Raw genomic sequence first — 19,029 nt, forward strand, 5'->3', positions numbered from 1 at the left:
AGGCTCTGTCTGGTAACGAACTGCACTGCAATGCAGGCTGCGCCTAATGAGACAGAATCGGGAGGCGGAGCCTCCAAGACATTGTGTTCCCAGGCAGAGCCTGGGAACAAGGAATCTTGACCCCCAAACAGCCGTCACTCATTGGCTGGGGGATGCACGAGGACTGCTCAACCGTTCATTCATTGGTTCTTCATACAATCTTCGAGATTCGTCGCGATTCCGGTTTTGATTGGCTTCAGGGGCCGGGCTTCCCTTTCCCGCATTCTCCCAGTCGGTAGATTGAATGGAACGACGCGCAAAATGAACGTCGCCTGCGCACCTGCTCTTGCACGTACAACTTTGGAAACAACATGCTCAATCCGCACGACCTTGGCCGAAGAACTTTCCTCCGAGATGGCTCGTTGGTACTCGCCGCGACTGCCATCACGCCATCGCTGCTGATGGAACGGCAATCATTCGCGGATGAAACCAACACGGCTGTTCGTGTGGGCTTGGTCACTGACATGCATTACGCGGACAAATCGCCCGCGGGGTCACGTCACTACCGCGAAACGATTGACAAGCTGGAAACTGCTCGCAAGCAATTTGTCAGCGACCAACCTGACTTCTTGGTTGAATTGGGGGATCTGATTGACGCGGCTGATTCGGTGGATGTCGAACAACGATACCTGCAAACGATCAACACCAAATTCGCGGCGATTTGCAAGGATCGACACTATGTCCTGGGCAACCACTGCGTCGACACGCTGACCAAGGAAGAGTTCTTGGCCGGCGTCAAACAAGAACGCTCGTATTATTCCTTTGATCGCAAGGGCATCCATTTCATCGTCTTGGACTCTTGCTTTCGCAGCGACGGCAAACCGTACGGACGACGGAATTCCCATTGGACCGACGCGAACGTTCCCGCGGAAGAGCTCGATTGGCTGCGTGGTGATCTCAAGTCGAACAACAAGCCAACGATCGTGTTCGCTCACCAACGTCTCGACGTCAGCAATCACCATGGCGTGAAGAACAATCCCCAAGTGAGACAAGTGCTGGAAGATTCCGGTGACGTGTTGGCTGTTTTTCAGGGCCACAGTCACCAGAATGATCTGAAAGACATCGGCGGAATTCACTACTGCACCTTGGCTGCGATGGTGGAAGGTTCTGGACCGGAGAGCAACGGCTACTCGGTCATGGACGTTCAGCCCAATGGCACCATCGCAATCAAAGGCTTTGTGCGGCAAGCGAGCTATCAGTGGACTGCCTGATTGAGACGACGTCCAATTTCCGGGGACAAGCAACTGTTGCTTCGCGGTTGAGAGCAACACGTTCCGCTCATGTCCTCACTGTTGGCTGTGATTCGGTTCGCTCGATCAGCGTATTGGATCAAGCGAAACCGGGGCCAGCGTGAAGGCTGTCGGTTGTCCCTGAATCACGATCACGTCTTGGTCAGGAGATGTCTGAACGGTTTGCTGACTTCCATTGGGCCACGTGATGGTCGCTTCGATCGGCGAATCCGAAGCAACCTTCCCCACCCCAAACACAATCGTTCTTTCGCTGGAACACATGTACCCTTCGCCGGCGAGTAGCCATTGGGTTTGCGTGTGTGATTGGGTGGTTCGCTGGAATCGGCTGCGCCGCATCCGATGGATGCACTGTGTTGGGTGGGGGCGATTCCTCCCGATGGCATCCATTGATCAGGAAACATCCCACGGCGCATAAAAAAACTCTGAGCCAAACACACGCGGTGTTCAACTCAGAGCGAAGTCGGGGGATGATGGCGAAAGCTGCCGTCAAGACATGTGCCTCGGTTAGCGTTTGGATTTCATTTCTTTGGCCATGGCTTTGTCCGCCTCGACCATTTGTTGCTGAGATTCCTGCAGCATGCGGTTGTACTCATCAAACTCGCTGTCACTGATGTCGCCGGCGAGGTTGGTGGGTTGGCTATCGCCACAACCAACTGTCAAAGCGAGTGCGGCACAGCAAGCGAACAAGGTCAGTCGTTGTTTCATGGTTCTATTCGTGGATGATGGGCTGTCAGGGACAATGGGTTCTGAGAGATCTGCTTTCCAAGAACGTGCGACCGTTTCAACGGAGGAACGGTCGCACGTGAAATTCAGAATGGATCAAAAGACGTCTTCGATGACTTCTTTGGCGGCACGCGTGCCCAGGGCACCCCAAACACCGTAAGGGCTGTTGGACCCCGGGGTCCGGTAAGCGTTGACGCCCAGTTGGTCTTGGTTGCCGGCTTCGATTGAGTCGGTGAGGAACTTCACTGCACCGTCACCCATCAAAACGTGAACGCCACCTTGGTGCCGACTGGATGCGGAGTACCAACCCGAGTTGCCAGCATTTTGCTCGTTGCAGAGGGGGCTGTTTGGTGGTTGTGCGGTGAAGAATCCGCTGAAGTTCGGCAAATGCTCTGCCCAACGGAAACCTCGTCCATCGACACCGCTGACGGTGTTCTGCGAGGCATCCCAAAATTGAGGGCGAGTCGGATCGACCAAGTTGTTGCAATCACTTGGTGGGTACTGACGAACGAATGACCAGCCGCGACTCAGCGGTGCGGTGCGCACGTCTTTGTCACCCAAGTCGGTGGCAATCTCACCCGCGGCGACCGTGTTCGACAAACCATCCAACACGTCTCGGAAACGACGGCTCTTGTGCACAGTGAAGAAGCCTCGGCCTGCCCCTTGGATTTCGGTGGCCAGAGTCGAGTTGATGTTGCCGGGGCCGATCGGTGCGCTGTTGTTCCAATCGCCTTGATGAGCACGCTCCGCTGAGTCGCCCAAATTGGCGGCGTAGTTCGTGCGTCCGAGCGAGGGCAGGCCAACACCTGGGTCGCTGGGGCAACGGAACGTGGGCATTTGCGTTACCCAAGGCGTGTAAAGAATCTCATCGGGCGAAGGTCCCATCGGGCTGAATGGACCGCCGTTGCGAGTCGCCCCGCCACTGACGCCACCGTTGCCACTGGCCGCCGGTGGGCTCGCACCACGCGAATCTTCGTTCAGTGGGTTCGAGATCATTTCCCAAAGCCCCTGCTGCTCGACGAAGGGTGTCAATCCTACCAACCAACTCAAGCGTCCATTGTTCGATGTCTCGGAGGGACGCCAAATGTTGGCCGAGTAGGGATCGTTGGTTCCGCCACCGTGAATGGGCAATTGGTTGTAGGCACTGTGGTAGTTGTGAATCGCCAAGCCGATTTGCTTGAAATTGTTGCTGCAACTCATCCGACGTGCAGCCTCACGTGCTGCCTGAACCGCAGGCAACAACAAACCAACCAAAACACCGATGATCGCAATGACGACCAGCAGTTCGACGAGCGTGAAGCCCGCGCGCTGAGGAGGGGACTTAGCCATGAAAAAAACTCCAAACGAGAACGAACGTGGTTTGAAAAGACCATCCAGAAGGGGGAAAAGACGTGAAGCAGAGCCACCCAGCGGTTCTCGCCACCTTGAATTCGCACACAAAGCTGAAGTCGCGATTAAGGGGCCAGATCGGGGACTGATTGCTTTCAACGGCACCCATTCTTCCTCTCGCGGGCGGTGCGAACATAGCCAGAATGCTACGACATAGCCTTTCTTAACCAAGTGCACAGGTGGCGGTATCGAATCAGCCTGCCCTGGAACTCTGTAGACTCTATGGATTCAAGGGTTTTTGGCCAACCTTTTCGATTCTCCGAATTGGTGGCGTGACGATTCTTAACCCAAGTCGTCGATCAGAATCGCATTGGAAACGTCCGCAAGATTGCAGTGGATCGCTGGGTTCTGTGCCGCTTCCTGGGCGAAATCAGGAAACCAGCCAGTTGGCTTTGACAGGCGGCCGGCGAAACGCAGAGGGATCAGCCTCCGTCCATTGCACAGCTCCCCCCGGAAGCGTCTGGTTTGAAGCGGAGAGAACCACCCAAACGCTCCGTCGCGGCCAAATTTCGAAAATGTATTGAGGTTTTGCGTTAATCTGTGTCAGGTTGGGGGATGTTTTGGACATTGCCATTGCAGGCTTGCGGTGGTGGCTTCGACGCCGCCCCATCCGACAGATGTGTTTCTGCGTGGCAACGCATTGAATGGGTGTATAGTATGTTGCCGAAATAGCAGGACTTAAACAGCGAGTCCCATTCGGCAAATGCGTCGATTCCATCAAAACGGAGTTCCACAGGGGAGTTTTGGGATGCGATGGGTGTCGATGACGACGAGCAGACGCCTCTGGACCTCATTTTCTAAACGAATTGGTTGACGGGAAATTTGGGGTGTCGGGAACCAACGACCCTTCGGTCTCGAATACCCTTGGAAACGCGATGGAACAATTTCAAGAGCCAGAGTTTGTCTCGAAGCAGACCGTCGAAGCTTCGCATTTCTATCTGGACCTTGATCCGGACCGCTCCAGTCGGTTCACGGTCGTCTGTGGGGGGATGGAGCGGACATCGCTGGACTACGTGATCGAGCGCAGCAACTTTCCATACTGGGGGTTGGAATTCGTCGAGCAAGGCGAAGGCAAGCTGCAGCTCGAGAATGAATGGTTCGATCTCAAGCGGGGGACCGTGTTCGCCTATGGCCCCGGGGTCCGGCACCGAATCGAAAACCGCTCCAAAAGCGGAATGCGCAAGTACTACTTGGACATGTACGGGACGGATGCGAGAAGTCTACTGCTGGAGGCCAACCTGCTGCGTGGGCGTCCCCTTCAAGTCCGCAATGTGAAGGAATTGACGGACCTGTTCGCAATCATTTCCACAGAAGGCAAGGACGACCAATTCCGGTCGCGAGACATCGTGTCGTTGATGACGCGAGCCATGATCATCAAAATTGCACAGCGCAAATCGACGGCCATCAACGACTCGCCCAAGGCATTTGAGGTCTACGAAGACATCCGCCAGTACATGGAGGACAACTTTCACGATCTGACATCGATTGGTCAGGTCGCCGAGCAATGTGGCTACACCACGGTTTACGTGTCGCGTTTGTTCAAACGGTTTGCTTCGCGAGGCGCGTACCAGTACCTGCTGCGATTGAGAATGAACTACGCCGCTGAATTGCTCTTCAGCCAAGGAATGAAGGTCCGCGATGTTGCCGAGAAGCTTCAATTCGCGGACGCGTTTCAGTTCTCTCGCGCTTTCAAACGGGTCTACGGTGTTCCACCCAGTCAAATGAAACGATCCAGCTGAGCAGTCTCGGGCGGAGACTCCCTGGTCACTCAGTCACAGCCTCTACTCAGTCACAGTCTCTTTCGCGGTCAGCAACTTTCGATCGACCAGCCATTCCAACATTCGTTCTGGCCAACGTCCGGCCGCGGTTTGACTGTTGGCGCGAAACCCAAACCCGTGTCCTGCTTCGCTGTACACATGCATCTCGCAAGGAACATTCGCTTCCTTGTACTTCAAATAAACCTTTGCCATCCCGTACGCGATGTCTTCTCGATCGTGATACCCGAAGGCAATGAAGGCCGGGGGCATCCCTGGCGAAACGGTGAAGGTGCTGGACTTTCCTGGATAGATCAAACCTTGGAAGTCTGGCCGGCTGCTGACTCGCTCAATTGGATCCTGGGATTGGGCGTCGCCAGGCATCGGATTCATCGCCGAATAGGCCGCCAGCTCGCCGCCCGCCGAAAAGCCGAGGATGCCAATCCGATCCGGCCTCACGTTCCAAGCCTCGGCATTGGAACGAATCATTCGAATGGCTCGCCGAGTGTCATCCATCGCATGCCCATCCAACGTGTATTCCGAATCAGGTTCGCGACACAGTCGATAACGCATCACGAACGCCGCCACGCCATGGTCGGCCAACCACTGTGCCAGCGAATCGCCCTCGTGTCCTAAACAGAGTTTGCTGTGGCCTCCCCCCGGTGCAATCAGAATCGCCGTTCCGGTGGCCTTCTCTTTCGAGGGCAAGTAGGGCGTGATTGACGGATGATGCACGTTGGACACGTTTGTGCCGGTCAAAACTTCAGGTTCATTCATCCGCGCTTCCGACCCTGGTGCTCCGTTTTTCCAAAGCGGGATCCTCGGGGGCGTCTCTTCGGCACCGACCGAACCGGTCAACGGCAGGCCAGCGAACAGAGTCAACACGGTCAACACGGGTGATCGCAGCGTCGACAAACGGCTCATTGAAATCTCCAACGAATGGTGGGGCGAAGGATGCCTGGGGGCTAAGAGTGTAGTCGATGCCAAACTTGGCAGGCTGGTCGACGGGCCAATTCGAATGCGGCCGTCCGGGACCGGTCCCCCCAACCATTTTGGCGGTCAGCGAATTGCATTGAATCAAGGCTTGCCCCCTGGCATGCAGCGGGAATTCGATTGGAAATTTCCTGGGGCCATGGGTGACGCAGTGGCACACGCTTTGGGCTCACCAACTATTGTGGTGAATTGCCGCCATGCAACTGCGCTGCGACGATTCCCCGATTCTTGACCCTCGCGGCACCCTCATCGCCCTTCGTTTCTCTGGCATCACTTACCAACGCCCATGAATTTCGCCTCGACCGAGCAACGCGCCAAACACAGCGACCAAACCGAGGGAGATTCGTGGGTTCTTGGGATTGATCTTGGCGGAACCACGATCAAGTTCGGCCTGTTTCGCGGTGCCCAGCTGATCTGGCGCAACCACATCCGCACGGATGACTTCGAGTCGCCTGAGGCCGCCTTTGAATCTTGTCGTGACAGCGTTCAGCGAACTCTGGAGGAGTCCTCGCAGTCGCTCGATGACCTGCAAGCGATCGGGTTGGCAATGGCGGGGGTATTGGACCCCAAGGCGGAAGAACTCGCCGAGACGGCCAATCTCCATCGGTGGCACCAACTGAACTTCCGACAACAGCTGTCCAGTGTCTTTCAAAAGCCGGTCTCGCTGCTCAACGATGCGGATGCCGCCGCGCTCGCGGAGTCCGCACACGGCCTGTGTCGTGCGGATTCCTTGGTGTTGATGACGCTTGGCACCGGCGTTGGTGGCGGCGTCATTCTGGACGGGCGTCCCGTCCGCGGCGCCAACGGTTGCGGCGGCGAAATCGGCCATGCGACCATTGAATTCGGGGACGGCGCTCGTCAGTGCGGGTGCGGGTTCCCGGGGCATCTCGAAGCCTACGCGGGCGCGGGCGGGGTCATTCAAACCGCCCAAGAAACCTTGGCCCGGTCCAGCGCCCACAGCGCTCTACGAAACTTGGATCCAATCACTCCGCTGTCGATCGCCAATGCGGCGGCTGACGGCGATGCGATCGCGATTGATGTCATTCACCAAACCGGAGTCTTGATCGGACGCGCGATTGCCATGCTCGCTCACGTGGTCGACCCCGATGTCGTTTTGCTCGGCGGCGCAATGACCTTTGGTGGCCCCGGCACCGACACAGGGAAACGGTTCTTGCAGTCCATCCGCGACGAATGTTTTCCACGCACCCTGGTCCAGATCAGCTCCCATCTGAAAATTGAATTTGCGACGCTGGGCAATGACGCCGGGATCGTTGGCGCGGCCCACTACGCTCGCCAGGCCCCCGACGCTCGGCAAGCTCTGAATGCGTAGCAGCCAGACGAATCACACGGTTGTTTTCGAAGGACTCGACGACGCCTAGAATTCGTGGCGTTCAACAGCGATAAGATAGCTCCTCCTAAACTTCGTTCGCCGCACCTGTTTTCATTGCTGCGGCGTGCCTGAGAAAATGAACCAGAGAAACATCATGTCTGGAACGGACGCCATCCAACTTGTCCCGCAATCGTCCAAGCAAAAAATTGCTTACCGTGTCTATCCCGAGTCCACTGACGCGAGCGCCGCGATCGCTCGAGAGATCTCCGACCTCATCCGTGCGCGAGCCGCGGATGCACGGGCGGCGGTCCTAGGACTCGTTGCGGGGTCTTCGCCAGTCAACGTGTACGCGGAACTGGTCCGGTTGCACCGTGACGAACAGCTCTCGTTCGCCAATGTGATCACGTTCAATTTGGATGAGTACTATCCAATGCATCCGGATTGCTTGCAGAGTCATGCGAGGTTCATGCACGAACATCTGTTCGATCATGTCGACATTCGTCCAGAGAACATTCATCTTCCCGATGGGACCCAGCCCACCGAGTGCATCTCTGAAACCTGCCTCGCGTACGAGCGGCAAATGGAAGACGCCGGTGGGATCGACATTCAGCTGCTCGGCATCGGGCGAACCGGACACATCGGGTTCAATGAACCAGGCTCCGGCACCGAATCCCGCACACGCATGATCACTCTGGATGGGATGACCCGAATCGATTCCGCCAGCCATTTCTTTGGCGTTGAGAACGTGCCTCGACGTGCCATCACGATGGGCGTCGGCACAATTCTGCAGGCCCGCAAGATCTTTCTGCTTGCCTTTGGAGAAGGCAAGTCCTCGATCATCGCTCGAACGATCGAAGGGGAACTCGCGCCCACGGTTCCTGCCACATCTCTGCAAGGGCATCCGGACGCCGAGTTGGTCCTGGACCGCGCCGCGGCTGCCAAACTGACCGTCATTCAGTCTCCCTGGTTGGTCGACCGCATCACGTGGGACGACACCATGGTGCGTCGGGCGGTGATCGACCTCTCGCAGAAACTGCAAAAGCCCGTGTTGATGCTGGTCGACGGTGACTACAACGAGAACGGGTTGCAGGATCTCTTGGCAGAGTATGGCTCCGCTTACGAAATCAATCTGCGTGTCTTCCGCCATCTCCAAAGCACAATCACCGGATGGCCTGCCGGCAAGCCCAACCAACCCGATGTCATCTTCCCGAAGCGGATCGTCTTGTTTTCGCCTCATCCCGATGACGATGTGATTTCAATGGGAGGCACCCTGACGCGGCTCGCCGACCAAGGCCACGAAGTTCACGTTGCGTATCAGACGTCTGGCAACATCGCGGTGTTTGATGGCGATGCCATTCGCTTTGCCAAATTCGCCCGTGAGTTCTGCAAGGAGTTCGACCTCTTGACTCCGCCCGTTGTAGAGCTGACGAAACGCATGATCGAGTTCCTCGGCGAGAAAGATGCAGGGGAAGTTGATATCCCCGAGATGCAACGACTCAAAGGATTGATTCGCCGCGGCGAAGCTGAAGAAGGTGCGATCGTGTGCGGTGTTCCTGCCGAGCGTTTGCATTTCCTCGAACTGCCGTTCTACGAAACCGGGGTGGTTCGCAAGAAACCGATCAGCGAAGCAGACATTCAGATCACGGTCGAGCTGCTTCGCGAAGTCAAGCCGCATCAAATCTATGCCGCCGGGGATCTCAGTGACCCGCACGGAACTCACCGCACCTGCCTCGAGATTTTGTTGGCGGCGGTTGAGCAGTGCCAAGAGGATGACTGGATGAAGGAATGCGTGGTGTGGCTCTATCGCGGAGCGTGGCAGGAATGGGCGCCCCATGAAATCGAGATGGCCGTGCCGCTGAGCCCTCAAGAGGTCGATCGCAAGCGAACCGCCATTTTCAAACACGAATCACAGAAGGACCGAGCGCTCTTCCCTGGAGCTGATGCCCGCGAATTCTGGCAGCGAGCCGAAGCTCGCAATGCACACACCGCCCGAACCTACGACCAACTTGGTTTGGCCCAGTACCAAGCCATCGAAGGTTTCGTGCAATACAAACCTCGCCGCTCCCTTTCATAAACAACGCCGCATCGGCAGTGTCTCTGCTCGCCCCCGGAATCAGTGGCCGAGGCGTCCCGCCGAAGAATGAATTCACCCTTCCTTGATCGCGTCACTTTCTCCAGCACAACGTGACATGTTTGGAAGACGTTGCGTGAAGGCCGAGTGCACCAACACCGGCAACGATCAAGATGACGTGGAACGATGAAGTGAAGCCGAGAATTGGTCGCCATGTTCGCGTACACTTGCCCGACGTTCTTCCGTTCGTGGTGATGTTTACTGTATTGGCCCACAAGAACATCGAGTGCAGCATGAAGCGAGTTCATTTTTCCCTGCGTCATCTCATGCTGGCGGTTGCTTTTGTAGCCGCGCCCCTTGGAGTCGTTGCCTGGAATTCGAGTTGGTCGCAAAAGCTGGGGGATCTTGAAGAGCGTCTGGCTGAGACGGAACGGATCCTGAATGAGGTGGCCATGCCGCGGTATCCGAGCGCGCGTGTCGTCGTGACCATGCCGGATGGTCAGCAAGGAGCAAGCCCACTGTTGCCGTTGACATCTGCTCCATTTGAGAATCACGACCGCCGAACGATGACTCATTGGTCGGGGCCAAAGGAATGGGGCAACGCATCGTCTGGAGGCTATTTTTGGCGATACATTGGCTCAGAGGGTGATCGAGACATTTACGAATTTGTTGTCGTTTTTGGGCAGCGGTTGCCTGCAGAGCCAGACGAGCGAGCCAATTCCGCAGTTGTTCAATACGTTTCGTTTCGAAATGCTCCTCTGAGTGTCTTTGCCAAACACGGATTTGCGATTGCGATTGCCCCGTGACTCAGATCGAGCAACAGAACCTTGGAGGGAACCGCAGACGTCAATCGCGAGGTTGAGGAAAGCCAGTTCTTTCGACGGCGAGATGCTTCGTCCCCTTGCCACGCCGAATCGACCATACGCGTTGCTCACGATTCAGGCTTTGACAATCGCTTGCCCGCAGGGCGGTGAAACGATGCTACGATGGACAAACTATCCTGGCGATCGTGAACTTTTCTGTCCTCATGGCGGACATGTGTCGGCGTCCTTCGAGACGGAGGCCTGCTCTGCGATGTCCCCGCTTCGGGCTTGCGGCCGTTTTCAGATGGCAACTCAACCCTCCCGTCTCGATGATCGAAAACGTTCGCCAACCAAGAGCAAAACATGAACGCACGAAACCAGAAACATCGCTACCCGCCGACTCTCTCGGCTCATTGCATCCCGCTCGGTGCTTTCGTTGTTCTCACAGGCGTTTTCTTTTCGGGCAACGTTCCAGCGGATGAACCTGCCGGGCCCATTGCCCCCGGGACGACGGATCTGGTGTTTGCCGAACCCTCGGAAAGTCCGACCAAGACAGATCAACCGATGCCAGAAAAGGAGTCCGTGGTCCCGGTGTTGGGCGAGAAGGTTGCGGCGGCACGCGCCGGAGAGGAATCAACGATTCCGCCTCCAGCGATCCAAGAGGGGGTCATCCGCATCAAGGTTCAGGGCTCCTATGAGGTGACGATGGGCCGTGTCGGCGTGGTGCGGGGCGAGGGCACGACCACACTCGAATTGGATGGAGCACAACTTGACCGACTGTTTCATGAGTTAGAAGACTTGTTTGGCGGATCAGAACTTGTCCGGCGGGACATCGTCGACCGTTTCATTTCATTGCCGTCTACCATACGTTCAACGAACGAAACGCTCAGAATGCTGTCGGATCCTGAAACTCAACAGGCACTTCGGCAGGTTGAATCCCTGCTTCGCTTGTTGCCCAAGACAACCAGTCATGCTGAACGTCCGCTCGAGGCTCATGCAAACGAAGAATAGACGGCTGGTTTTGATTGCGATCCAGTCTCACCGGCAAGCTGGTCAACCATTTCAGGCACCGAAACCGGGGCTGCTGGAATGATCGGCAGCGACTCGCCAGCGTTTGTCTTTCCGGCTGTTCGCTTCGCTGCCCGCTGTTGGGCAACGTTCTCCGACTGGCTTGGCAGTCAAGAGCATACCGATTTGAAGGAACGCCCCTCACAATGAACGCTCGACCTGCCCCCTCGCTCTGGACGATCTTTGCTGTGGCCGCTGCACTTTGGTTGATCGCCCGATTGATTGCGTACGCAAATGGCCGCTCCAATGAAGAAAAGCGAATCCGTGGCCTGTTTGTTCCTGAGTGGATTGCGGCGTTCTACGTGGCTCTTGGGCTTTATGGTTTCTATGCCTACGACAACGTCAACACTCCCTTTCCACCTGCCTTGACGTTGCCAGCATTCTCGTTGGTCATCGGACCGATCGTCGGACTGATTCACGGGACCCTTTTGCTGCGTGCTCGCAAGCCGACGACGGATAATCCGGTCATTCGAAACACGATGCCCGAGGACGGGAACCCGTACCGTTCTCCTTGACCATGAGGACGGGGAACCACAACGGCACGGTGAGGACAGACGTTGCGAGTCGACTGACTTGGGGCATGTCGACATTTGTACAATCGGCGGCCCTTGTCGTCCGGACGTTTCGATTACCGGGCAGAGAGTGATGCAAGAGAAGGCGGCTTGCAAGTGTCTTGAGAATGGAAGACCAAGCGTCTGCATCGATTGAACACCAACGTCATTTGGATGAATCAAAGTATCTCAAGGGAGAATCAAACATGATTGCTCGGCAGTTTATCGCCATTGCATTCGCACTGTGGCTATCGATCGTGCTTCAAGCGGACGAATTTCATGTTAACGGGACCGGTGACGTATTCACTGTCACGGCTGAAACACTCGCCAAGACACCCCAGTGGGACCCGCTGGTTTCGGAGTGTCCAGTCTCGGTGGCGTCAGCAATCAAAGTCGCGCGAGAGTATCACGACAAAGCGATTCCAGAGGGTCGCACCACATTTCATGCGTGGCAGCTTGCAGGTGCAACGCTCGTTCGTCATGAAGGTGGACACTGGTATTGGATCGTGCAGTATCGTGGGCTGTTTGATCCACAATTTGCTCCATCGAAAGACGGATCATTGACCGGCGGTTACACCTACAAGGGTGAGAAGACCCGATACAATCGCTACCCCGTTCTGCTGGACGGTCGTCTTGCACCGGTGCGTCTCGCCCGCCCGCCGCTTCCCGCTGCGATCAAAGAAGTCAAGGACGTGACGGATGGAGGTTAGACAGAGCATTGCACGCTAAGCATGTCGGCAGGAATGATCGGGCAAAACCATGTGAGCCGTTTGGGCGTTTGCCCCGGTTGTACGTGGGAGCAACGACGCCACCCAAAACATTCAAAATGCTGAAAGACTCCTGCCGCACTGCTTCGTGAGGGACTGAGCTTTTGCAAGTGGATGATCAAACTCGGCCGTTTTGTTCGCGTGTGCCTGATATGCGATGGCAAGACTTCTCACATCGTTGTCCCCAATCATTCCTGCAGCAATCTGCTTGGGAAGATGCTGCTAAGCAACGCGTGAACAACAAGTGACGATGTTAGCGGTGTGGCGCAAGCCGCCCGGTGAGGAACCGGAGGGCTCGCGCCCTTCCGCTACGTCACTTGTTGTTCACGTGGTCCTAACCTGGCACAAACTTCGTTCCTTGCCCACCCAAAAGCGTTGGTTTGATAGGCGCGATTGTGGGACGCAATGGCGCCCACTTTGGCAGGAAGGCAACCGCGATTCGAATGAAGTCGATGATTCTATTGTCGATTGGAGGCGTGTTGTGCGGGGTCGCGGTAGCCGTTTTCGTAAGCTTGACAGTCATCAGCAACACGGGCATCGTCATCTTACTCGGAGTGACTTGGATGGTCTGCACGATTGCCGGGGCTTTGCTCTGCGCGGCTGGCATTGCCGTGGCGCTGATGGGCATTCCACTCTCGGAAGCGTCCTTGTGATTCATTCCAAGGGTCAGGGTCTTCGTTTGCTCGACCCGCCGCGACGTTCGCGATGGACACCGTTTATCCAAAGTGATTTGCACACCTGGTCTCTCGCTTGTCCGTGCCGGTTGACGCCGAACATTCCGAGTTTGAACTTCTCTTCTTCCGCAGCATTCCAGGTCGCTCAGCAGGGAGGCAGGAATGAGTGGGCGGAACCCCAGCAGACGCTTGCGTGTAGCTTGGGGCAGCCTGTCATTGCGGCGGGCGATTGGACCAAGGTGGGAAAAGTTCAATTCGCTTGCGGAGTGGAGGCACCGGCCTGGAAACATTTACCACCGACGAGATCGAGTATCCTGACCGGACTGTTGGCGTGTTTAGTCGGCGATGTTTTCTGGGTACTGACCGTTCTTGAGGGGTTTCATGCGTTTTCGTTTCGTCTCGTTTCTGCTGTTCGTTTCCAGTTGTGTTGGGCTGCATTCGATGACCGGCCAGGAAGTGGAGCATGTGTTGCACCCCACGCGTGATCCGGCGCTGACAAGCGAGGAATCGTTCTCCAAGATTGAAGTGGCTGATCCGTTTGAAATCCAAGTGGTCGCGGCGGAACCTTTGGTAATGGATCCGGTCGACTTTGATTGGGGGCCGGATGGTCGCTTGTGGGTCGTCGAAATGGCGGACTACCCGATCGGTGTGAACGGACATGGAGAACCTGGCGGACGCGTGCGAGTGCTGGAGGATCGGGACGGGGACGGAACCTACGATCATTCAATTCTGTTCGCCGACAAACTCAGTACCCCAAGCGGTGTGCTTGCATGGCGAGACGGAGTCCTGGTGACCGCGTGCCCCGATGTGCTGTATCTGGAAGACACGACTGGCGATGGGGTCGCTGATCACATTGAGAAACTGTATTCCGGTTTCGCGGAGGGCAACCAACAACATCGTGTCAACGGATTGCGTTGGGGGTTGGACAATTGGGTCTATCTGGCCAACGGAGACAGTGGGGGGACGGTTGTTTCCCACCGGACCGGAAAGTCGGTCAACATCAGCGGACGGGATTTGAGAATTCGACCCGACACGGGGGAGATTGAAACGCAGTCCGGGCAAACCCAGTTCGGCCGCAACTGCGACAACTGGGGGAATTGGTTTGGCTGCAACAACCCGAATCCCATCTTTCACTATGTTCTGGACGAAGGCTATTTGCGTCGCAACCCGCATGTCGTGCCGCCATCCGTTCGGCGTGACATTCGAGTCGGTGACACTCAGGTCTACCCGATCGGTCCGATCATCAGTCACTGCGATCCCATTCACCGACCAATTGGCGCGACGCCGATCTTCACAGCGGCCTGCGGAACCATCGTGTACCGTGACACGCTGTTTGGCGCTGACTACGAGGGAGCGACGTTCACCAGCGAGCCCGTTTACAACATCGTTCACGCTCGCAAGCTGCTTCCGAACGGTGTGACGTTCGACAGCGTCAAAATTCACGGCGACGGTGAGGAGTTTCTTCGCTCAGCGGATCCCTGGTCCCGTCCCGCTGGGCTGCACACCGGACCCGACGGCGCACTGTATGTTGCCGACATGGTCCGTGAAGTGATCGAGCACCCGGAATGGATTGCCGATGAGCTGGAAGCTCAACTGGACCTTCGCTCCGGAGCTGATTTGGGACGGATCTACCGAGTCGCTCCGCGGGAAAGTTCACGGCGGGAATTTCAACGTTTTGACAGAACCGCGGTGGGGGACCTGGTGGGATTGTTGGATTCACCAAGCGGATGGCAGCGGGACTTGGTTCAGCGGATGTTGATTTGGCAATGGCCGGATTTGCCAGGGGACCAGCAAGCGACGGCGAGACGCCAGCTTCGCGAATTGCTTTCCAAAAGCGACAATCCGCTGGCAAGATTGCATGCGTTGGCGAGCTTGGCCGGGCTGCAGGAAGTCTCCAAAGCGGATTTGCAACTCGCCGTGCAAGACCGGCATCCGGGGATACGACGCCATGCAATTCGAATTCTTGGCGAGCAGTTGACTGGTGACGAGGCTCGATCGGAAGACGTCGCAGCGGTGGACAATTGGAATGCCTCCGATTGGCAGGGATCGATCGAGCGATTGGTGACGGACGACGATCCGATGATTCCATTGCAGCTTGCGTACACGCTTGGATCGATCGATCAGGTCTGGGCCGCCGATTGTCTCGCAGACATCGCGTTGGCATCGGGGCAGGATGGTTATTTGAGAGCCGCCATCCTCAGCAGCATTCATGCCGGCAACATCGAGCGGGTGCTTTCGACTTGGATGAAGAGCGGTCAACGAGATCCCCAGTGGTTGGGGACGCTGGCTGGGATCGCGATCAAACTCGATGTTCCGAGCGCAGCTTCGATGATGCTTCAAGAACTGGAATCTGGAAGCGACTCCAGCGATCCCGTTGGGGTTTGGCGAGTGCTGGTGGCGTGGTACGAATCACTTGGCAACTCCGCAGAGGAGCTTGACCACATGCTTGCTGCTGCGTCACGGGAAAGTCTGAATCGTTTGCATCAATCTGTGCGCAACGAGTTGCAGTCGGCAGACTCATCGCCGGCCAAACTGTTGATCGGAATGCAATTGCTGGGCAAGCGTGAGACGCAGAGAGCAGCGGACATCGAATTATTGGCCAGCTTTCTTTCGCCGCATTCGCCCATCCAGATTCAGCAGGCCGCCGCAACGACTTTAGCTGGAATGAATGCAGACGATGTGCCCGAGATCTTGACCGCGGGATGGAGTGCCCATGGGCCGGCACTGCGACAGCAGATTCTCGCCGACTTGATCAGTCGACCAACCTGGACGGTGGAACTGCTTGACCTGATCGAACAGGGAGCGATCTCAGCGAATTCGTTGAGTGGGGCTTTGCGTCGCCAGCTGGTGGAGCATCGCGATGCGAACGTCCGAGATCGTGCGATTGGCGTTTTAGGTTCGGTCGATCCGGACCGTGTGCAGGTCATCGAAGCTTATCGTCCGGCGATGGAATTGCTTGCCGGCGGACGGGCAAGTGTGGATCGTGGTCGTGTTGTGTTCACCGCGAATTGTGCGGCTTGCCATCGCTTGGAAGGGAAGGGAACTGCAATCGGGCCAGACTTGACCACGCTTACCAATCGTTCACCTGACGCATTGCTGACCGCGATCATCGATCCCAGTTTGGCCGTCGAGGCAAAGTACCAGCAGTACCAAGTCTTGCTGGAGGACGGCCGAGCCTACGCGGGGGTGTTGGCCGAAGAAACTGCGACCAGTTTGAAACTGATCACGGCTGAAGGCAAAAGTCACTCGCTGTTGCGAAATGAAATAGAACGCTTGCAGGGGAGTTCCGTTTCGATGATGCCGGTTGGCCTGGAGAAAGAGATTGGGACGCAACAGATGGCTGATCTGCTGCTGTATATTCAGGGCCAGTCGCTGTCCAATTGAACGCCCCTCCTGCTTCACAACATTTCAATGCATCTGAGAACAATCGAACCACACCGCGTTGTCACTGCCCGCCGGACGCCTACGTTTTCTTTCCTGGCAACGTTTGTTTCAGCGGTTGCTCTTGGTGTCATGGGATGGCTGGGGCCCAATCCTGTGGTGGCGGATCAAATGCTGCCCGAAGGGTTGTTCATCGAAGGGTACACCGACCAACTCAGCTATGTTGCGGGCGATGAGATCGCGTTTCACCTGTCGGGCACCGGTGCCGTGTCGGTTCAGATTGACCGATTGGGAGCGGAACGCCAACGCGTTCACCAACAGGATGGGATCGCTGTTTCGCCTCAGCGAATTCCGGATCGGGCATCGTCGCATGGGTGCCAGTGGGCGGAGGCGTTTCGAATGACGGTCCCAGACGACTGGAAGTCGGGTTACTACGAAGTGACCCTGACGACTCGCGATCAGGGCGGCAGGTTTGTCGGACGCAATCAGCGAACTGCGGTGGGATCTTTGTTCTTTGTCGTTCGATCCAAAACACCGGGCGCCACATCGCCCATTTTGATTCAACTGGCGACCAACACCTACAATGCCTATACGAACTGGGGTGGGCACAGCTTGTACGGATACCATGACCGAGACGGCGTCCAAGGCAACCGCGTTTCCTTTGATCGACCGATTCAATCCCAGTTCGCTAAGTGGGAACTGCCGTTCATTCAGTGGGCGGAGAAGTCAGGTTACGAACTGGAGTACGCGGTCAACAGCGATTTGGAATTCCATCCTGAGATGTTGTCCAAATATCGTTTGGTGTTGAGTGTTGGACATGACGAGTATTGGTCGACGCCGATGCGAGACCACTTGGAAAGCTACATCGCTGAGGGTGGGAACGTCGCCTTTTTCAGTGGCAACACATGTTGTTGGCAAGTTCGCAGCGAAGATGAGGGACGCGCGTTGACTTGCTACAAGCAGTTCTACAACATGGACCCTGAGTTTCGAACGACGGACCATCAACGACTGAGCACGGCGTGGGGCCATCACTTGGTCAATCGTCCCGAAAATCAGTTGACGGGAGTTGGATTCATGTGGGGTGGCTACCATCTCAGCCACGGTCAATTCATGGACGGTTCGGGAGCCTACGACGTGCATCGCCCGGAACACTGGGTGTTCGACGGCACGGATGTCGAGCAAGGCGATCAGATCGGAGGCGCCGACACGGTGGTCGGGTACGAGTGCGACGGGTGTGAAATGGAATGGCGAGATGGGTTGCCGTTTCCCACCGGTCGCGATGGAACGCCTGAGTCATTCACGATTCTGGGGACCTGTCCTGCTCGCTGGCATCCCGGTGATTCCTTTTGGTACGACCGTTTTCCGGAAGACCGAATTGGTGCGTCGGTGATGGGCGTGTACCAACGCGGAGGAACGGTGTTCACGGCAGGTTCCACCGATTGGGCACACGGTTTAAGGGGAAATTCTCCGGTGATTGAACAAGCCACTCGAAACATTCTGGACCGTTTGTCAGCGAAGTCGGACCAGCAAGCGTCGGATGAGAACTGATGCGTTTCAAGGTGGCGAATGTGAGATGTCCGGAATGTGGGGTCAGGCAAATCAGCCGCTGCTATGCCGCCCATCTCATGGCGTGGTTGCCAGGATGCGATGAAACCGTCGCCTGCTCAAGTTGTCATTCTTCATTGCGATTCGAGCCCAACCGGTCCCCCTACCCGCCTCTCGCTGGCGTTCTGGGACTGGTTCCCCTGCTGCACCACACTTACGTTGTTGGGGTGCAAACGCACTCGCCTTTGCCTGCGGTTGGCGTGTCGATCGGGATCCTCGTCGTTGTTTTCTTGCTGCGGTCTCGCATCATGGGAAGTGTTGAACTTGCGTTCCCAAACTAGAAAAGTGGGCTCATCCGACGGAAGCGTGCGCGGCACCCTGACTTCAGGTTTTTGGAGGGATTTCTCCGATGCCCGAAGTTTGAACGGACCATTTCGAGGCGTTCGAATTGAGTTGCCAAGTGAAGCGGAAGCAAGCTCTGCTGAGGAGCAACTTGCCAAGGAATAGCTTGGCCTCCGATGCGCCGAAGGTGCTTCGCGGCCCACCGGCATGCTCGCCATGCCGGTGGGTTGTTTTCAACACGGACGCCGTCCATCATTGAACATTCGGACATCGGTGCATGCCTTGAAAACCTCGGGCGCACCCTTCCGTCGGATGAGCCTCAAATGTTTGCGTGGTCGGCCGCCGTTGT

The 19,029-nt window shown here is 56.6% G+C and carries 14 protein-coding genes; 10 read left to right on the forward strand and 4 right to left on the reverse strand.

What is annotated here, in order from left to right:
- Positions 1 to 350 precede the first annotated feature (350 nt).
- Positions 351 to 1,250, forward strand: coding sequence for a metallophosphoesterase (locus tag PSR62_RS16170; RefSeq protein ID WP_274404039.1), 900 nt, complete (start codon positions 351 to 353; stop codon positions 1,248 to 1,250).
- 105 nt (positions 1,251 to 1,355) lie between these two features.
- On the opposite strand, the gene PSR62_RS16175 is transcribed toward PSR62_RS16170, so the two are convergent.
- The 3 genes from PSR62_RS16175 to PSR62_RS16185 form a co-directional block, all read right to left on the reverse strand.
- Positions 1,356 to 1,625: an ASPIC/UnbV domain-containing protein gene (locus PSR62_RS16175; protein ID WP_274404040.1), complete on the reverse strand. Its 270-nt coding sequence runs from the start codon at positions 1,623 to 1,625 to the stop codon at positions 1,356 to 1,358.
- A 168-nt stretch (positions 1,626 to 1,793) separates the two neighbouring features.
- Complete coding sequence (locus PSR62_RS16180) at positions 1,794 to 1,994, reverse strand: hypothetical protein (RefSeq protein WP_274404041.1); 201 nt, start codon at positions 1,992 to 1,994, stop codon at positions 1,794 to 1,796.
- Between the two features lie 114 nt (positions 1,995 to 2,108).
- Positions 2,109 to 3,341 carry a DUF1559 domain-containing protein gene (locus PSR62_RS16185; protein ID WP_274404042.1) on the reverse strand — a complete coding sequence of 411 codons (1,233 nt, stop codon included), beginning with the start codon at positions 3,339 to 3,341 and terminating at the stop codon, positions 2,109 to 2,111.
- A gap of 935 nt (positions 3,342 to 4,276) precedes the next feature.
- On the opposite strand from PSR62_RS16185, the gene PSR62_RS16190 reads away from it, so the two are divergent.
- Complete coding sequence (locus PSR62_RS16190; RefSeq protein WP_274404043.1) at positions 4,277 to 5,140, forward strand: AraC family transcriptional regulator; 864 nt, start codon at positions 4,277 to 4,279, stop codon at positions 5,138 to 5,140.
- Positions 5,141 to 5,182: 42 nt separating this feature from the next.
- Here PSR62_RS16190 and PSR62_RS16195 read toward each other — a convergent pair whose 3' ends face one another.
- Positions 5,183 to 6,079, reverse strand: a complete 897-nt coding sequence (locus PSR62_RS16195; protein ID WP_274404044.1) for an alpha/beta hydrolase — start codon at positions 6,077 to 6,079, stop codon at positions 5,183 to 5,185.
- A gap of 355 nt (positions 6,080 to 6,434) precedes the next feature.
- Between PSR62_RS16195 and PSR62_RS16200 the strand changes: the two genes are divergently transcribed.
- The 8 genes from PSR62_RS16200 (at position 6,435) to PSR62_RS16235 (ending at position 18,341) form a co-directional block, all read left to right on the forward strand.
- Positions 6,435 to 7,478 carry an ROK family protein gene (locus tag PSR62_RS16200; RefSeq protein WP_274404045.1) on the forward strand — a complete coding sequence of 348 codons (1,044 nt, stop codon included), beginning with the start codon at positions 6,435 to 6,437 and terminating at the stop codon, positions 7,476 to 7,478.
- 136 nt (positions 7,479 to 7,614) lie between these two features.
- Positions 7,615 to 9,552 carry a glucosamine-6-phosphate deaminase gene (nagB, locus tag PSR62_RS16205; protein ID WP_443217279.1) on the forward strand — a complete coding sequence of 646 codons (1,938 nt, stop codon included), beginning with the start codon at positions 7,615 to 7,617 and terminating at the stop codon, positions 9,550 to 9,552.
- 1,163 nt (positions 9,553 to 10,715) lie between these two features.
- Positions 10,716 to 11,363 carry a hypothetical protein gene (locus tag PSR62_RS16210; RefSeq protein ID WP_274404047.1) on the forward strand — a complete coding sequence of 216 codons (648 nt, stop codon included), beginning with the start codon at positions 10,716 to 10,718 and terminating at the stop codon, positions 11,361 to 11,363.
- Positions 11,364 to 11,566: 203 nt separating this feature from the next.
- Positions 11,567 to 11,935 carry a hypothetical protein gene (locus PSR62_RS16215; RefSeq protein ID WP_274404048.1) on the forward strand — a complete coding sequence of 123 codons (369 nt, stop codon included), beginning with the start codon at positions 11,567 to 11,569 and terminating at the stop codon, positions 11,933 to 11,935.
- 158 nt (positions 11,936 to 12,093) lie between these two features.
- Complete coding sequence (locus PSR62_RS16220; RefSeq protein ID WP_274404049.1) at positions 12,094 to 12,681, forward strand: hypothetical protein; 588 nt, start codon at positions 12,094 to 12,096, stop codon at positions 12,679 to 12,681.
- A 509-nt stretch (positions 12,682 to 13,190) separates the two neighbouring features.
- Positions 13,191 to 13,391 carry a hypothetical protein gene (locus tag PSR62_RS16225; protein WP_274404050.1) on the forward strand — a complete coding sequence of 67 codons (201 nt, stop codon included), beginning with the start codon at positions 13,191 to 13,193 and terminating at the stop codon, positions 13,389 to 13,391.
- Positions 13,392 to 13,793: 402 nt separating this feature from the next.
- Positions 13,794 to 16,796 carry a PVC-type heme-binding CxxCH protein gene (locus PSR62_RS16230; protein WP_274404051.1) on the forward strand — a complete coding sequence of 1,001 codons (3,003 nt, stop codon included), beginning with the start codon at positions 13,794 to 13,796 and terminating at the stop codon, positions 16,794 to 16,796.
- A gap of 27 nt (positions 16,797 to 16,823) precedes the next feature.
- Positions 16,824 to 18,341 (forward strand): N,N-dimethylformamidase beta subunit family domain-containing protein, encoded by a 1,518-nt coding sequence (locus tag PSR62_RS16235; RefSeq protein ID WP_274404052.1) that lies wholly within the window; start codon positions 16,824 to 16,826, stop codon positions 18,339 to 18,341.
- Positions 18,342 to 19,029: the final 688 nt, after the last annotated feature.

Origin of the sequence: Rhodopirellula sp. P2, from assembly GCF_028768465.1 — a bacterium.
GTDB lineage: Bacteria > Planctomycetota > Planctomycetia > Pirellulales > Pirellulaceae > Rhodopirellula.